At 67.1% G+C, this 15948-nt stretch carries 13 protein-coding genes; 5 read left to right on the top strand and 8 right to left on the bottom strand.

What is annotated here, in order from left to right:
* Nucleotides 1–12 precede the first annotated feature (12 nt).
* The 4 genes from ACGLHR_RS19845 (at nt 13) to ACGLHR_RS19830 (ending at nt 5682) form a co-directional block, all read left to right on the top strand.
* Nucleotides 13–1557, top strand: a complete 1545-nt coding sequence (locus ACGLHR_RS19845) for a class I adenylate-forming enzyme family protein (protein WP_400095991.1) — start codon at nt 13–15, stop codon at nt 1555–1557.
* A complete protein-coding gene (locus ACGLHR_RS19840) occupies nt 1554–2366 on the top strand; it encodes a citryl-CoA lyase (RefSeq protein WP_400095990.1) in 813 nt (270 codons plus the stop codon). The genes ACGLHR_RS19845 and ACGLHR_RS19840 overlap by 4 nt, the downstream gene beginning before the upstream one ends.
* 1 nt (nt 2367) lies before the next feature.
* Nucleotides 2368–3225 carry an SDR family NAD(P)-dependent oxidoreductase gene (locus ACGLHR_RS19835; protein WP_400095989.1) on the top strand — a complete coding sequence of 286 codons (858 nt, stop codon included), beginning with the start codon at nt 2368–2370 and terminating at the stop codon, nt 3223–3225.
* 81 nt (nt 3226–3306) lie between these two features.
* On the top strand, nt 3307–5682 hold the full coding sequence (locus tag ACGLHR_RS19830) for a DNA polymerase II (protein WP_400095988.1): 2376 nt from the start codon (nt 3307–3309) through the stop codon (nt 5680–5682).
* Nucleotides 5683–5688: 6 nt separating this feature from the next.
* Here ACGLHR_RS19830 and ACGLHR_RS19825 read toward each other — a convergent pair whose 3' ends face one another.
* From ACGLHR_RS19825 to ACGLHR_RS19790, 8 genes are all read right to left on the bottom strand, one after another.
* On the bottom strand, nt 5689–7101 hold the full coding sequence (locus tag ACGLHR_RS19825; RefSeq protein WP_400095987.1) for an MATE family efflux transporter: 1413 nt from the start codon (nt 7099–7101) through the stop codon (nt 5689–5691).
* A gap of 76 nt (nt 7102–7177) precedes the next feature.
* A complete protein-coding gene (locus ACGLHR_RS19820) occupies nt 7178–8251 on the bottom strand; it encodes a porin (protein WP_400095986.1) in 1074 nt (357 codons plus the stop codon).
* A 32-nt stretch (nt 8252–8283) separates the two neighbouring features.
* Entirely contained in the window at nt 8284–8976 is a 693-nt protein-coding gene (locus ACGLHR_RS19815) for an orotate phosphoribosyltransferase (RefSeq protein ID WP_400095985.1), read from the bottom strand.
* 76 nt (nt 8977–9052) lie between these two features.
* Entirely contained in the window at nt 9053–10093 is a 1041-nt protein-coding gene (pyrC, locus tag ACGLHR_RS19810; protein WP_400095984.1) for a dihydroorotase, read from the bottom strand.
* 24 nt (nt 10094–10117) lie between these two features.
* Entirely contained in the window at nt 10118–11371 is a 1254-nt protein-coding gene (locus ACGLHR_RS19805) for a hydantoinase/carbamoylase family amidase (RefSeq protein ID WP_400095983.1), read from the bottom strand.
* 73 nt (nt 11372–11444) lie between these two features.
* Entirely contained in the window at nt 11445–12395 is a 951-nt protein-coding gene (locus tag ACGLHR_RS19800) for a dihydroorotate dehydrogenase (protein WP_400095982.1), read from the bottom strand.
* Complete coding sequence (locus tag ACGLHR_RS19795) at nt 12388–13236, bottom strand: dihydroorotate dehydrogenase electron transfer subunit (RefSeq protein ID WP_400095981.1); 849 nt, start codon at nt 13234–13236, stop codon at nt 12388–12390. The genes ACGLHR_RS19800 and ACGLHR_RS19795 overlap by 8 nt, the downstream gene beginning before the upstream one ends.
* Before the next feature lie 51 nt (nt 13237–13287).
* Complete coding sequence (locus ACGLHR_RS19790) at nt 13288–14547, bottom strand: MFS transporter (protein WP_400095980.1); 1260 nt, start codon at nt 14545–14547, stop codon at nt 13288–13290.
* A gap of 435 nt (nt 14548–14982) precedes the next feature.
* On the opposite strand from ACGLHR_RS19790, the gene ACGLHR_RS19785 reads away from it, so the two are divergent.
* Entirely contained in the window at nt 14983–15681 is a 699-nt protein-coding gene (locus ACGLHR_RS19785) for a TetR/AcrR family transcriptional regulator (RefSeq protein WP_400095979.1), read from the top strand.
* Nucleotides 15682–15948: the final 267 nt, after the last annotated feature.

The following is a 15948-nucleotide window of genomic DNA, read 5'->3' as shown; positions in this document are numbered from 1 at the left end:
GCGTTGCCCACTATGTACCCGATCGACTTCTTCTGGCGCGCCGCGGCGCGCTGGCCCGGCAACATCGCCATCGATGCCCCCGAAGGCGCCATCCGCTACGACGCGCTGGCCAGCCAGGTGGCCGCGCTGGCCACGGCGCTCGATGCGCTCGACAACACCCTGCAGAGCCGCGTCGGCATTTGCGCCAGGAACAGTGCCGAGCACATCGTCGCGATCCTCGCGGTGCTGGCCTGCGGCAAGGTCTGGGTGCCGCTGAATCCAAAAAGCACCCGGCCGGAAATCCGCCGCATCATCGACGCTACGGAGCCCTCCATCCTGGTGCTCGATGTGGCCTGCGCCGACTTGCTGGACGGCGCCTGCGGGGCGCGCATCTACAGCGGCTTGCCGCCGCCGGGGGAGATGTCGGTGGCGGCGCTGATCGCGCAGCATGCCGGCGCAGCGCGCCCGGCCTTTGCGCTGCCGGAGGACGCCACGCAGGCGATCAAGTTCACCGGCGGCACCACCGGCGCGCCCAAGGGCGTGATGCAGCCGTACCGCGCCTGGATGACCAACGTTTCCAACCAGATCCACGCCTGGGGCTTCCACGAGCACGAGCACTATATCGTGGCCGCGCCGATCACGCATGGCACGTCAACCTACCTGCTGCCCATCCTGGCGCAGGGCGGCTGCCACGTGGTGCTGGCCGAGGCCGGCGCCGAGGCCGTGCGCGCGGCGTTTCGCGAGCGCGGCGGCACCGTTTGTTTCATGCCGCCCACGCTGGTCTACATGCTGATGGCGCTGCCCGGCGCCTCGCGCGCGGACTTCCCGCACCTGCGTCGCCTGATCTACGGCGGGGCGCCCATGCCACCCGAGAAGATCCGCGAGGTGCGCGACTTTTTCGGCCCCGTGCTGGGCACCACCTACGGGCAGACCGAGGCACCGCAAAGCCTGACCGTGATGCGCCCCGCGGATTTCGATGACGAGCGCAACTGGGCCGCCGTGGGCCTGCCCACCTGGTTCAGCGACGTGGCCATCATGGCCCCCGACGGCCGCCTGCTGCCCCCGGGCGAGGTTGGCGAGGTGGTCGCGCGCGGCGACCTGGTGATGAGCGGCTACTGGCGCCTGCCGGAGAAAACCGCCGAGACGCTGGTCGACGGCTGGCTGCACACGGGCGACCGCGGCCTGATCGATGAGCGCGGCTACCTGTACCTCAAGGACCGGCTCAAGGACATGGTCATCACCGGCGGCTTCAACGTCTATCCGGTGGATGTGGAGAACGCGCTGGGCCAGCATCCGGCGGTGCACGAATGCACGGTGTTCGGCGTGCCCGACGAGAAATGGGGCGAAGCGGTGCAGGCCGCCGTGCAGCTGCGCCCCGGCCAGCATGCCACCGAAGTGGAGCTGATCGCCTTTGTGCGTGAGCGCCTGGGCCCCGTGCAAACGCCCAAGCGCATCCACTTCCACGCCAGCCTGCCGCGCTCCGCCGTGGGCAAGGTGCTCAAGACCGCCGTGCGCGACCGCGCCATCGCCCCTGACGCCTACAACACCGCCAACGAATCCACCGGGACCCAATCATGACCTCCTCCGCTGCCTCCAAGCCTGTTGCCTCCAAGCCTGTTACCCGCCTTTGCACCCATACCCTCACCAGCCTGCATTACCGCGACGCGGACCTGGTCAAGGACCTGATGGGCAAGAAGACCTTCACCGAGGTCATGCTCATGCAGATCCTGGGCCGCGAGCCGCGCCCGGTGGACCTGCGCATCACCGACGTGGTGCTGATCGTGCTGATGGAGCACGGCCTCACGCCCAGCGCCATCGCCACGCGGCTGATCTACATGAGCGCGCCCGAGAACCTGCAGGGCGCCGTCTCCGCCGGCCTGCTGGCGGTTGGCAGCGCCTTCGTGGGCACCATGGAGAACTGCGCGCAACTGCTCGACCGCATCGGCGCCGCCGCCGATCCCGATGCCGAGGCCATGGAGATCGCGCGCCACTACAAATCCATCAAGAGCCATGTACCCGGCTTTGGCCACCACCTGCATAAGCCGGTGGACCCGCGCGCCTGCAAGCTGTTGGAAATGGGGCGCGCCGAGCCCGACCTGGCCGGCGACAAGATCCGCGCGCTGGAGTGCCTGTCCAGGGCGGTGGATGCCGTGGCCGGCCGGCCCATCACCATCAACGCTACCGGTGCCGTGGCCGCCTTGCTGGGCGAACTGGACGTGCCCACGGCCGTGATGCGCGGCTTTGCCGTGATTTCGCGCGCGGCCGGGCTGGTGGCGCACATCGTCGAAGAGCAGCAAAGCCCCTCCGGCCGCTTTATCTGGGACACCGTCGAGCACGCGATTCCGTATGTGGGAGAGGGTGGGTATCAGCAAAAGAAGGGCGCCTGAGATGACAAGCGCGTCGACCCCTGTTGAAAGCACGGCGAGCGCTGTACGCCCGCCCGCGCTGCCACTCGATCTTTCGGGCCGCACGGTCTTTGTCGCCGGCGCGGGCTCGGCGGGCCCGGGCTGGAGCATCGGCCGCGCGGCTAGCGTGACCTACGCGCGCCTGGGCGCGCAGGTCTGCGTGGTGGATCGGGACGCGGCCTCGGCGCAGGAAACCACGGCGCTGATCCGGGCCGAAGGCGGCATCGCCGAGCCCTTCACGGGCGACGTGTCGGTGGAGGCCGATGTGGTGCGGCTCTTTGCCGCGGCGCGCGAGCGCTTCGGCATGGTGGACGTGCTGCATCACAACGTGGGCATCGGCAAGACCGGCGGCCCCATGGAGACCACCGCGGACGACCTGGACCGCATCCACGCCGTCAACGTGCGCAGCCTGCTGCTGGCCAGCCAGCAGGTGCTGCCCGACATGGTGGCGCGCGGGCGCGGTGCCATCATCGCCATCTCGTCGGTGGCCGGCTTGCGCTACGTGGGATACCCGCACCTGGCCTACAGCGTGACCAAGGCCGCCGTGGCGCACTTCACGCGCATGCTGGCGCAGCAATACGCGCCGCATGGCGTGCGCGCCAACACCGTGGTGCCGGGGCTGATCGACACGCCGCGCATCGCCACCACGGTGGCGAAGATGTTCTCCGGCACCAGCCTGGACGAGGCGCGGCAGGCACGCGCCGCGCAAGTCCCCATGGGCCGCATGGGCAGCGCGTGGGATGTGGCGCACGCCTGCGCCTTCCTGGCGTCGGACGCGGCGGCCTATGTTACCGGCACCGAACTGGTGGTGGATGGCGGCATTACCGGCAAGTTTGTGTAACGCGCAAACCGGCCTGACCGGGGCTTGACTGGCCAAGGACCAGTAAAATAGCCGGCTAGGGTGGGTTTTCAAAGGCGGCAGGTGGCTCAACGACAACAGGGTTTTCTTCTGACTCGACACTGGCGGGATACGGCCGCCGGCACGGAGGTCGAGTTCTGGCTGGCAACCGACAGCGGCCCGCAGCACCTGCGCCTGGCGCATCAGCCCTCCGTGGCCTTCATCCCGTCCGAGCAGCGCGAAGCCGCCGAGGCGGTCTTGCGCGGCGAGCGCAATGTGGAGTTGCGCGAACTCCCCTTGGCCGATTTCCATCGCCGCCCGGTGCTGGGCCTCTACTGCCAGCACTATCGCCAACTCTCCAAGCTGGAAAAGCTGCTGAAGGAAGCCGGCGTCAGCGTCTATGAGGCCGACATCCGCCCGCCGGAACGCTACCTGATGGAGCGCTTCATCACCGCCCCGGTCTGGTTTGCCGGCGAGCCCAACGCGGCTGACGACAAGGGCCCCCTGCTCAACTGCCAGATGAAGCCGGGCCCGGCGTATCGGCCGCGGCTGAAGCTGGTCTCGCTGGATATCGAGACCACCGCCCACGGCGACCTGTACTCCATCGCGCTGCAAGGCTGCGGCCAGCGCCAGGTGTATATGCTCGACCCGCCGAATGGCGACAACAGCCCGCTCGACTTCGACCTGGAGTACTGCGCCAGCCACCCGCTGATGCTGCAAAAGCTGAACCAATGGCTGGCGCAGCACGATCCCGATGCCATCATCGGCTGGAACGTGGTGCAGTTCGATCTGCGCGTGCTGCAGAAGCACGCGGATCGCTATCAGGTCCCGCTGCTGTTCGGCCGGGGCGGCAATGTGCTGGAGTGGCGCGAGCACGGCTTCAAGGAGAACCATTTCTTTGCCTCCGCCGCCGGCCGCCTGATCATCGACGGCATTGAGGCGCTGCGGTCCGCTACCTGGAATTTCCCGTCCTTCAGCCTGGAGAGCGTAGCGCAGGCCCTGCTCGGCGAGGGCAAGTCCATCGACAACCCGTATCAGCGGATGGCGGAGATCGACCGCCGCTTCGCGGAAGATAAACCCGCGCTGGCCCGCTACAACCTCAAGGACTGCGAACTGGTCACCCGGATCTTTGCCAAGACCGAGTTGCTGACCTTCCTGCTGGAGCGGGCCGCCGTCACGGGCTTGCCAGCGGACCGCAGCGGCGGCAGCGTGGCTGCGTTTTCGCACCTGTACATGCCGTTGATGCATCGGCAGGGCTACGTGGCGCCGAACCTGGGCGAGGTGCCGGAGGGGGCCAGCCCGGGTGGCTTTGTCATGGATTCGCAGCCCGGGCTGTACGATTCGGTGCTGGTGCTGGACTACAAGAGCCTGTACCCATCCATCATCCGTACCTTCCTGATCGATCCGCTCGGGCTGGTGGAGGGACTGCGGGATCCGTCCGACGAGAGCTCGGTGCCGGGTTTTCGCGGCGCGCGCTTCTCGCGCACCCGGCATTGCCTGCCGGCCATCGTCGAGCAGATCTGGCAAGGCCGGGAAGCCGCCAAGCGCGAGGGGAACAAGCCCTTGTCGCAGGCCCTGAAGATCATCATGAATGCGTTCTACGGGGTGCTAGGGTCGAGCGTCTGCCGCTTTTTCGACCCCCGCCTGGCGTCGTCGATCACCATGCGCGGCCACGAGATCATGCACCGCACGCGCGAGCTGATCGAGGCGCAGGGCTACCAGGTCATCTATGGCGATACCGACTCCACCTTCGTCTGGCTGAAGCGGCCGCACGCCGAAGCGGACGCCGACAGGATCGGCCGCGCGCTCGTCCAGCACGTGAACCAGTGGTGGCAGCAGCATCTGCAGCAGCAGTACGAGCTGGAGAGCGCGCTGGAGCTGCAGTACGAGACCCACTACCGCCGCTTCCTGATGCCCACCGTGCGCGGCGCCGAGCAGGGCAGCAAGAAGCGCTACGCGGGGCTGGTCGCCAAGGCGGATGGCAGCGAGGAGATGGTCTACAAGGGCCTGGAAACGGTGCGCACCGACTGGACGCCGCTGGCCCAGCAGTTCCAGCAGGAGCTCTACCAGCGCGTGTTCAAGAAGCAGCCGTACCGGGAGTACGTGCAGGACTATGTCCGCCTCACCATGAACGGCGAGTTCGACGCGCAGCTGGTCTACCGCAAACGCCTGCGCCGGACACTCGAAGACTATCAGCGCAACGTGCCGCCGCACGTGCGCGCGGCGCGCATCGCCGATGAGTTCAACCGCAAGGAAGGCCGTCCGCTGCAGTACCAGAACGGCGGCTGGATCAGCTATGTGATGACCGTGGCTGGCCCGGAGCCGCTGGAAACCCGGCGCTCGCCCATCGACTATGACCACTACCTCACGCGCCAGCTGCAGCCGGTGGCCGACGCCATCCTGCCCTTCCTGGACGATGCGTTCGAGACGCTGGTGACGGGGCAGAAAGCCTTGTTCTGACGGGCGTCAGGCCAAACGGCTGGCATCGATGCGCGGCAGCACCCGCGCCAGCGTGATGCCGCGCGCTGCCATGAACAGCAGCAGCGCCGCCCATAAGCCATCGTTGCCGAACGGGCCGGCCAGCGCGAGCGCCGCCGCCATGAACGCCGCGAACGACAAGGCCATCGAATGCATCAGTTCGCGCGTGCGGGTGGCGCCGATAAACACGCCATCCAGCAGGAAGCCCCACACGGAGACCAGCGGCAGCGCAACGGCCCACGGCAGGTAGCGCACGGCCGCGTCGTGGACGGCCCGCTGGTCGGTCAGGCAGGCGATGATCCATTCGCCTGCGCTGGCATACACCAGGGAAAAGCACAGTGCGCCCACCGCCGCCCAGATCATCGTGACCCGGACCGCGCGACGGAATGCATGCCGGTCCCGGGTGCCGATGGCGGCGCCCACCAGCGCCTCGGCCGCATGCGCGAAGCCATCGAGCGCGTAGGCCATAAAGGTCTGGAAGTTGAGCAGCAGCGCGTTGGCCGCCAGGATCACGTCGCCCTGCTTGGCGCCCGCATGGGCGAACCAGCCGAAGCTGGCCACCAGGCACAGCGTGCGGATGAAGATATCGCGGTTGAGCGCGACCAGCCGCTTGAGTTCGTGCGCGTCGGCAACCACCGCCCAGCGCAGGGGAGGCAGCCCGTGGGGGCGCAGCCGCCAAAGCAGGGCGGCGCCCAGCACGAAGCCGCACGCATCGGCGGTGGCGGTAGCGGCGCCGATCCCCGCGATGCCCCAGTCGAACACGTAGACATAGAGCAGCACCGCGCCAATGTTCACCGCGTTGATGAACAACTGGGTGAGCAGGCCAAGCCGCACGTGCTGGCAGCCCAGCAGGTAGCCCAGCACCACGTAGTTGCACAAGGCAAAAGGCGCCGCCCAGATCCGCGCATGGCTGTAGACGCGCGCGTGGTGCTGGAGCGTGTCGCTGCCGCCGATCAGGCCCAGCGCGCCGTGGACCAGCGGCATCTGCACGGCCAGCACGCCGAGCCCGATGACGGTGGCCAGCAGCAGGGCGCGTACCAGCGTGGCGCGCAACGTCGCACCGTCCCGGGCGCCGTACGCTTGCGCGACGAGGCCGGTGGTACCCATGCGCAGGAAGCCGAAGCCCCAGAACACGAAGCTGAAGAACAGGCCGCCGGCGGCCACACCGCCCAGGTAGGCCGGATCCGGCAGGTGGCCGGCCACGGCGGTATCGACCGCGCCAAGGATCGGCTGGGTCAGGTTGGCGAGGATGATCGGGAATGCCAGTGCCAGCACGCGGCGATGCCAGCCGGAAGTAGGGAGGGCCGGCGATGTGCTGGAAGCGCTGCTGCTGGCGGGTGAAGCGGGTGAAGCGGGTGAAGCGGGTGAAGCGGGCGAAGCGGGACGATCGGCGTCGGGCACGTTGTGCAGCGGGGGCTGGTTGTGTGGAATCGACCGACATTATGGTCGATCCGCCGCACCGTTGCCTCGCCGGGGATCAGAAGCGATGGCGCACGCCCACGCCGTACGTGTCGGCATGCGACTGCGCGGTCAGCTTGTCGTAGAAGTACGCCGCGTACACGTCCGTGCGCTTGGACAGGTTGTAGTCGTAGGCCAGCGCGGCGGTGTTGCGGCGGAAATCCCCGACGTTGTTGCTGGTCTTGTCGTAGGCGTACGAGACCAGCACATTGCCCGCGCCAACCGGCACCGATGCACCCACCTGCCCGTTCCTGTGCTTGATGTCGCCGGCGGCGCTGCTGATATCCGACTTGATGTACTGGGCCTGGGCGAACAGCTTGACCAGCTTGAAGTCATAGCTGATGCCGCCCTGGACGGCGTTCTGCTTGTTGAAGCCGGCGAGCGCCGCGGGTGACGTCACGTCACCCGGAATGGCATTGAACCTGGCCTGCTGGAAGGCCACGGTAGCGCCGAAGGGGCCATTGAAGTAGGTGAGGTTGCCGCCCCATTTGTTCTGGCCGTTGCTGCCGGGCTGCTCGCCGAAGGCGTAGATCAGGTTCACGGTAAGCCCGCCGAGCGTCGGCGTGGAGTAGACCACGGAGTTGCTCCAGCCCGAGTCGCCGACGATGCCCGGGTCGTAGACCGCGCCGCTCGTTGCGGTCTTGTAGGTGTGGTAGATGGACGGCCCGAAGTTGTAGGAGTCCACCAGCGGGTTGAACAGGATCGTGGAGAGGAAGTAGGGCGTGGTGTTGCGCCCCAGCTTGACGGTGCCGTAGCCGTTGCTCTGCAGGCCGACGAAGGCGTTGCGCGTGAACATGCCATCGGTATCGGAGCGTCCGGATTTGCCCACGTCGGCACGCAGGAACCCGTTGAGGTCGAAGATCGCCTTCAGCCCGTTGCCCAGGTCCTCGGTGCCCTTGATGCCCCAGTACGACGTCTGCATGCCGCCGGCGCCCACCACGTAGGCGCGGTCGCCGCCCGCCGCGCGCGTGCTGCCGACAAACGAGTCGACCTGCCCGTAGAGCGTGACGCTGGATTGCGCCAGCGCGGCGCCGCTGGCGCAGGCTGCGCCCAGGAACGCCAGCGCAAGCGTGGCTTTGGTTGTTTGCTGCATCGTGATCTCCCTCTCAGTCGTTGTGGTTTTTGTTAGCGTTGCGTCCCGCTGGCCCCGATGCCGCCGTGGTCCCGCGACCATCTGGCCGGGTCTTCCAGGAAGCGCTGCAGTTCGTCCAGGCTGCGGCTGTCCACGCCGCCGGAGGCACGCGCGGCTTGCAGGATGTCCTGCCAGTTCGCGAGGGCATGCACCTTGGCCTGCCAGGGGGCGAGCACGCTTTCGGTGGGGAACGTGCCGTAGTCGAACACCACGAAGATGTCCGTCACCACCGCGCCGGCCGCAGCCAGCGCCTCGCAGAAGATCCGCTTGGAGCGCGCGGCGGCCATCATGTCGTCCACCAGCAGCACGCGGTCGCCGGCGTTGACGACGCCCTCGATCTGCGCGGCCGGGCCCAGCCCTTTGGCCTCCTTGCGCACATAGAGCAGCGGGAGCGCCAGCGTTTCGGCCATCCAGGCGCCAAACGCAATACCGCTCGATTCGGCGCCGACCACGGCATCGATGCCGTCGAGTCGGTTCCGCTGCCGCAGCAGTGCCAGGCCGCGCTCGATCAGCGCCTTGCGCAGCAGCGCAAACGAGATCAGGCGGCGGCAGTCGATATAGACCGGGCTGGCCCAGCCGGCGGGCAGCCGGAACGGCTCGTCCGTGCGGAACTTCACGCAGCCGGCATCCAGCAGGGCCTGGCCCACCGACGACGACAGGTCCAGTTGAGTGCGTAGTTGAGACATACAGTGCTCCAGTGCTTGTGCTTGTGCTTCGCCGCGACGCGTATCAGCAGCGCGGCGAGGGGGGCCGTGCGCCGGCTCAAGCCAGCTTCCAGCCAAGTTCTTCGCCCGCAAGGAAGGGGTGGATTGCCTTGCCGTCCGGCAGCGGGATCGATTCGGCCACGCGGTGGCGTTCCCGCCGCAGCGTGACCGTGCCCTCGTTCAGCGGCAGGCCATAGAAGCGGCTGCCGTTCTCGCTGGCGAAGGCAGCAAACCGGTCCAGCGCGCCTTCTTCGTCAAAGACCGTGAGATAGGCCTCGAGCGCGTTTGGCGCGCTGAAGATGCCGGCGCAGCCGCAGGCCGCTTCCTTGGCCGTGCGATCGTGCGGCGCGGAGTCCGTGCCCAGGAAAAACGCGGGCGACCCGGAGGTGGCGGCGCGGCGCAATGCCAGCCGGTGCCGCTCGCGCTTGAGCACGGGCAGGCAGTAGAAATGCGGCCGGATGCCGCCGGTGAACATGGCATTGCGGTTGAACATCAGGTGCTGCGGCGTGATCGTGGCGGCAAGCCGGCCGCTGGAGTCCCGGCTGACAAGGTCCGCCGCCTGCTCGGTGGTGATGTGCTCCAGCACCACCTTGAGCCGCGGGAAACGCGCCAGCAGGGGCTTGAGCGTCTGCTCGATGAACGTGGCTTCGCGATCGAATACGTCCACGGCCGGATCGGTGCTCTCGCCGTGGATCAGCAGCGGCATGCCGATTTCCTGCATGGTTTCGAGCACGCCGGCCACTTTGTCGAGCGCGGTCACGCCGTACTCGGAATGCGTGGTGGCGCCGGCCGGGTACAGCTTCACGGCCGTAAACACCCCCTCGCTGAACCCGCGCCGCACTTCGTCGGGCGGCGTTGCATCGCAGAGGTAGCAGGCCATCAGCGGGACAAAGCGCGCGCCCGGCGGCAGCGCCGCGAGTATCCGCTCCCGGTAGGCGTGCGCCGCGTCGACGGTGGTGACGGGCGGCTTGAGATTCGGCATGACGATGGCGCGTGCAAACTGCCGCGCCGTGTGGGGCAGGACGGCGCGCAGCGTATCGCCGTCGCGCAGGTGCAGGTGCCAGTCGTCCGGCCGGGGCAGGGTGAGGCTTTGCGTCATGGTGGTGTCTCCTGTCGGCGCGGCTCAGAGGCTGGCGATGGTGTCGTCCAGCACCTGCACGCCAAGCAGGAAATCATCGATGTCCATCGCCTCGTCCGGATTGTGCGAGCCGTGCTCGTTGCGCACGAACAGCATGCCGGTGGGGATGCCGGCGTTGGCAAACAGCGATGCATCGTGGCCGGCGCCGCTCGGTACCTGCTCAACCGGGAGGTCCCGTTGCCGGCATGCCTGCGCCAGCCGCTCGCAGAGCCTGACGTCCATGGTGGCCGGGGCCGACTCGATGCGGCGGTCGAACTCGAACCGCACGCCGCGGTCGCGGGAGATCGCCTTGCATTTCGTGCGCAGCAGCTGATAGAAGCCTTCCAGCGTCTCCACGCTCTTGCTGCGCGCCTCGAAGCTAAAGTTCACCATGCCGGGGATGCGCGAGATCGAGTGTTCCTCCCGGCTGGTGCTGACCACGCCGGTGGTGACGACCAGATCGATGCCGCGCTCCAGCAGCACGCGCCAGTGCTCATCCAGTCGCGTGATCAGGTCGGCCACGGCAAACATGGCGTCCTTGCGCAGCCACCTTGGCACCGCGCCGGAGTGGCCGGCCTCGCCGATGCAGCGGATCCGGTTATGGCGCACATTGCCGCGGATGCCGGGCACCACCGCGACAGGCAAGCCGCGCGCGACAATCACCGGGCCTTGCTCGATATGCAACTCCAGGTAGGCGTGCACCTGCGCCTTGTCGAGCAGCAGCGCCTGCGTGCGGATCGCCTCGACATCGGCGCCGGCTGCCGCCATACAGGCCGCCAGCGATTCGCCGGAATGCCGATGCGGCAGTGCCAGGTCGTCAGCCGAGAGCTTGCCCAGCAGGGCGCTTGAGCCCATGTACGCCTTGCCGAACCAGGCGCTTTCCTCGCCCCGGAAGCCGACCACCTGCAGCGGCACGCGCGAGCGCTGGCCGCTGCACTGTTGCCGGAGCTGGCACAGCAGGCCGGCGACGATCCCCGCCAGGCCGTCGAAGTTGCCGCCTTGCGGGACGGAGTCCAGGTGGGAGCCCACCCACGTGGCCGGCGCGCCAGCGTCGGCTTGCGGCAGGCGGAAGACGAGGTTGGCGGCGCGGTCGGCCTGCGCTTCAAGGCCGTTGCGCAGCGCGAAGTCCCGCAGGTAGCCGGCCGCGGCCGTCTCGCCGGCGCCGTAACTGTCGCGGGTCACGCCAACGCCATCTGACGACAGTTCGCGTATGTCCTTGAAGAGCTGCTCGGCGACCGGCTTGAGTTCCAGAATTTCCATGACACGTTTGTTGATCGTTGCAGTGACGCGCCGGCGGCAGGCGCCGGCGCGAGCGGCTTTTTGCGTGTGGCGCTCAGCCGGATTGCTGCGCAAAGCGCAGCCAGCGGTCGCTTAAGTGCGGGTCGAGCCGGACCTGGCCCACCAGCTCGCGCAGTGCTTCGGTGCCGGTCTCCTGGCAATAGTCCTGCAGTCCGTCGATGATCTTCTGCATGACGCCGGGATCGCGGAAGGACGCCGTGCCAACCTGGACCGCGGCGGCGCCGGCGAGCATGAACTCGACGGCATCCTCGGCGTTCTGAATCCCGCCGCAGCCGATGATGGGAATGCGCACGGCGCGATAGCACTGGTGCACCAGCCGCAGGGCAATCGGCTTGATGACCGGGCCGGACAGGCCGCCCATGACATTGCCCAGCTTGGGCTTGCGGGTGCGCACATCGATGGCCATGCCCAGCACGGTGTTGCCCATGACGATGGCGTCGGCGCCCGCGTCTTCCGCCGCGCGCGCCACGGCGGCAATGTTGCTGGCGTTGGGCGTGAGCTTGACCCAGAAGGGGTGGCGCGTACGCCGGCGGATGGCGCTGACCGCCTTGTAGGTGGTCTCGGGCAGCATGGCAAAGGCCATGCCGTCGGCTTCCAGGTTGGGACAGGAAATATTGGCCTCGATCGCGGCTACCTCGGGCAGGGACATCTGCTCGCACGCCAGGGCGAACTCCTGCGCGGTATCGGCGGAGATCGACACCACCACGGGCGTGTCGTAGCGGGTGTAGGGCGGCAGCACGCATTCGCGGTAGTAGTCGAGCCCCTTGCTCGGGATGCCGATGGAATTGAGCATGCTGCTATAGGTCTCGGCTACCCGCGGTGTGGGATTGCCGGCCCGGGACCTGGGGGAGACGCTCTTGATCACCAGCGCGCCAAGCCGGTTGAGGTCCAGCGCTTCGCGATACTCGATGGCGAAGCAGCCGGAGGCGGGCATGACTGGGTTGCGCAGCGTCAAGTCGCCAACCCGAACGGATAGATCAGCCAAACTCCACCTCCCCGACCACTTCGCGAATGGAAAACACGGGGCCTTCCCGGCAGACCCGCAGGAAATGCTTGTCGCCGTCGCAATCGAACAGCCGCACGCAAGACAGGCACACGCCCATGCCGCAGGCCATGCGCTGCTCCATGGCGACTTCGCCCACCACCTCGGGATAATCGGCCAGCACGCGCTGCAGCAGCATCAGCAGGCGGTGCGAGCCACAGGTGTAGACCGCATCCGGCCGCTGCTGCCCGATCAGGTTGCGCATCAGCACTTCCACGGCGTCCACGGACGAGGAGCCATCGGCATCGAACACGCTATGCACTTGCGCGTTGGCCCCGCGCAGGAACTCCTGCTCCATCAGGTCCTCGCGGGTGCGGGCCGACATCACCGCGGTGATGGCCACGCCGGCATCGGCCGCCTGCTGGATCAGCGGTGCCATGGTGGCCAGGCCCACGCCGCGCGCCACCACCAGGATCCGCTTGAAATCCGGCCTGAAGGTAAAGGTGTTGCCCAGTGGGCCCACGATCTCCATGTGGCCATCGACAGGCAGGCTGGCCATGGCCCGCGTGCCGACGCCGGTCACGTTGTAGAGGAACTCGATGCGGCCATCTTCCGGCCCCGCGCCATAGACGCTCATGGGGCGCAGCAGGAAAGGCTGTTCCGTTTCGGTGGCGGGGCAGCGGAGCTGGTAGAACTGCCCGGGCTTCGTGATGCGGGCAATCGGCGCATCCGCTTCCAGGCGGATGTGCCTGTAGCGCCGGTTGACCCACGAATGTTCGACTACGCGGCAGCGATGGGACGCCACCGTGGCGGCGCTGTCCGGGCCGCACAAGGTTGCAGACATGATGACTCCTGATAAGTGCGAGGCGAGGCGGGGCGATGCAATGCGGGGCGCTTATTCCAGCTCGACGCCCTTGAGCTCGGGGATGAGGAAGATCGTGGCGATCATGTCCAGCACGTAGATGCTGGCCAGCAGGGCAATGGCCACCTGGAAGGAGTAGCTGGCGGCCAGCGCGCCGACCACGATGGGCCCGAAGCCGCCCACGCCACGCCCGATATTGAACAGGACGTTCTGCGCGGTAGCGCGCGCCGCCGTGGGATAGGCTTCCGAGATCAGCGCGCCGTAGCCGCCGATCATGCCGTTGACGAACATGCCCATGACCGCGCCGGCCCAGAGCATGGTGACGGGGTCCGACATCCGCGAATACGCAATCACCATCGCCACCGCGCCGGCCTGGAAGATCAGGAAGCTGGGCTTGCGGCCGATGCGGTCGGCCAGCTGGCCGAACAGGTAGACGCCGATCATCATCCCGACGATGGTGACCGAGGTCCACATGGCGGACTTGGTCAGCGAGAAACCCAGGGCTTTGGACAGATAGGTGGGCAGCCAGATCATGATGCCGTAGTAGCCAAAGTTCTGGACCGAGCACAGGATCACGATGCCGAGGCTGGTCCGCGTGGTGCGGCCATCGGCAACCAGCAGCTTGAACGCATTCGCTTTCTTCTTGTCCTGGGTTTCGGCATGGCGCACGAACACTTCCGGCTCATGCAGCTTGTTGCGCACGAACCAGGCCACCAGCGCCGGCACCACGCCCAGCAGGAACATGCCGCGCCAGCCGATATGCGGCAGCAGCAGCGGCGTCAGCAAAGACGCCAGCAGCACGCCGCTTTGCCAGCCGAGCGCCACGTACGAAGACACCCGCGCGCGCTTGCTGGCGGGCCAGGCCTCCGCGGCCAGCGCCATGCCGATGCCGAACTCGCCGCCCAGGCCGATGCCGGCGATGGTGCGGTAGGCCAGCAAATCCCAGAACCCCTGCGCGAACGCGCACAGACCGGTGAAGACCGCAAACAGCACGATGGTCCAGGTGAGCACCCGCACCCGCCCGTAACGGTCGCTCAGCGCGCCGAAGACGATGCCGCCGGCAACTGCCCCGATCAGCGTCCACGTCACCAGCGCGCCGGACTGCCCGGTGCTCAGGGCGAGGGCCACGCTGATGGCCGGCAGCATGAAACCGAGGATGAGCAGGTCGAACCCGTCCATCGCGTAACCGATGGCTGAGCCGGCCAGCGCCTTCCAGGCGTAGGGCGAGGTCCGGTCGGGTTGTAGGGGTGGGGCGTCGGATGTGGGGACCGATACGCGGGCGTTGGCTTCCATGGGGCGTTCCTTCCTCTGTGCCTTTGTTGAGCATGTGCGCTGGTCGGGCGGGCTTGGTTGTCGACGGGTAGCGCCTTTTGATTCACTTGCTATGCGGATTACCGGTGCTGTCAGCTGGCCCGGCTTAGGGGACGGCATCGACAACCTGGCTGTTGTCTCAATTTATAGACTGTACGGGCAAAAAATAGCCGGATGGGTCAGGCTGCAAGTAATAATCTGCGAATCGCCTTGCCATACGGATATTGTCTTTTTTTTTAGACTACACGCAGGAAATCGCGTTTGCAAGGGATTTTTGAGGGGCTAGGGTAACCCCCGATCGAGGCCGGAAGGTGCCTGTCGGCCGTCCGTAGCGGACCTGACGACACAATTATCTAATTATTGAGAAAACCGAGGGCATTCCTGCCGTGGCACGCGCATTTGATAAACTTCGCCCCCATGAAAAAGCCAGCAACAACACGCAGCGACGCCCCGGTAAAGCGTGGCCAGTCCCAAGGCGGAACCACCAAGCCGGAAGGGCAATGGCACCACGGCGACCTGCGCGCTTCGCTGATCGCATGGGGTACCCACCTGCTCGATACCGAGGGGATCGCGGGCATGAGCATGCGCACGGCCGCCAAGCTGGCTGGCGTCTCGGCGGGCGCGCCGGCGCATCACTTCAAGGACAGGAACGGGCTGCTGGCCGCCATCGCGGCCCAGGCGTTTCGCGACCTGGTGGCGTATCGCCGCCAGCGCGTGGAAAAGACCGATCCCGCCGACGCCGCTGGCCGGCTGCGGGCAGTCATGCTCGGCTATGTGGAGTTCGCGCAGGCCCATCCGGCGCGGTTCCACCTGATGTTCGGGCCCGAGATCGCGGACCGGGAAGCGTATCCCGAGCTGATGGAGGCAGGCGCTGCATCGTTCCAGGTGCTGCGCAGCGCCATCGGGCCCGTACTGCAAGGCCCAAGCGTCGGCGCGCTCAGCGAGGAGCAGCTGGCGTTCTCCGTGTGGGCCGCCACCCACGGCCTGGCCACGCTGACCATCGACCGCCGCCGCGTGCCGATCGCTTCCACGCAGCAGCCCACGGCCGAGCAGCTGGCCGACATCGTCGTGCAGTTCTGCCTGGCGGCGTTGCGTGGATCGACAACGGCGCGCTAGAGTCCCGTTGCGGTGATTCGCTCACAAAAGTCTGCCGAGCTTGGTGAGGATTGAATCGGCGGAAGCAGTGTTATGGAATGCGGTTGCATTTTTGGTTTGATTTGGTTTAGTTTAGTGGCCCGCTGACGCGGGGTGTCTCTTGTGGGCTGAGTTTTGATGCTTCTAGCTGCTGGCGCGGCTGTACGGTGTTGCCGTTTTAGAACGTGTGAGATGTCACTTTTCTTTACTCGTAAAGAAAAGATGGTATGAACGCGCCCCGTCCCCGCA

It is taken from the genome of Cupriavidus sp. CuC1, from assembly GCF_044627735.1.
In the GTDB taxonomy this organism is placed as follows: domain Bacteria; phylum Pseudomonadota; class Gammaproteobacteria; order Burkholderiales; family Burkholderiaceae; genus Cupriavidus; species Cupriavidus ulmosensis.
The sequence above is the reverse complement of the archived record's forward strand: the minus strand, read 5'-3'. Positions and strand labels throughout refer to the sequence as shown.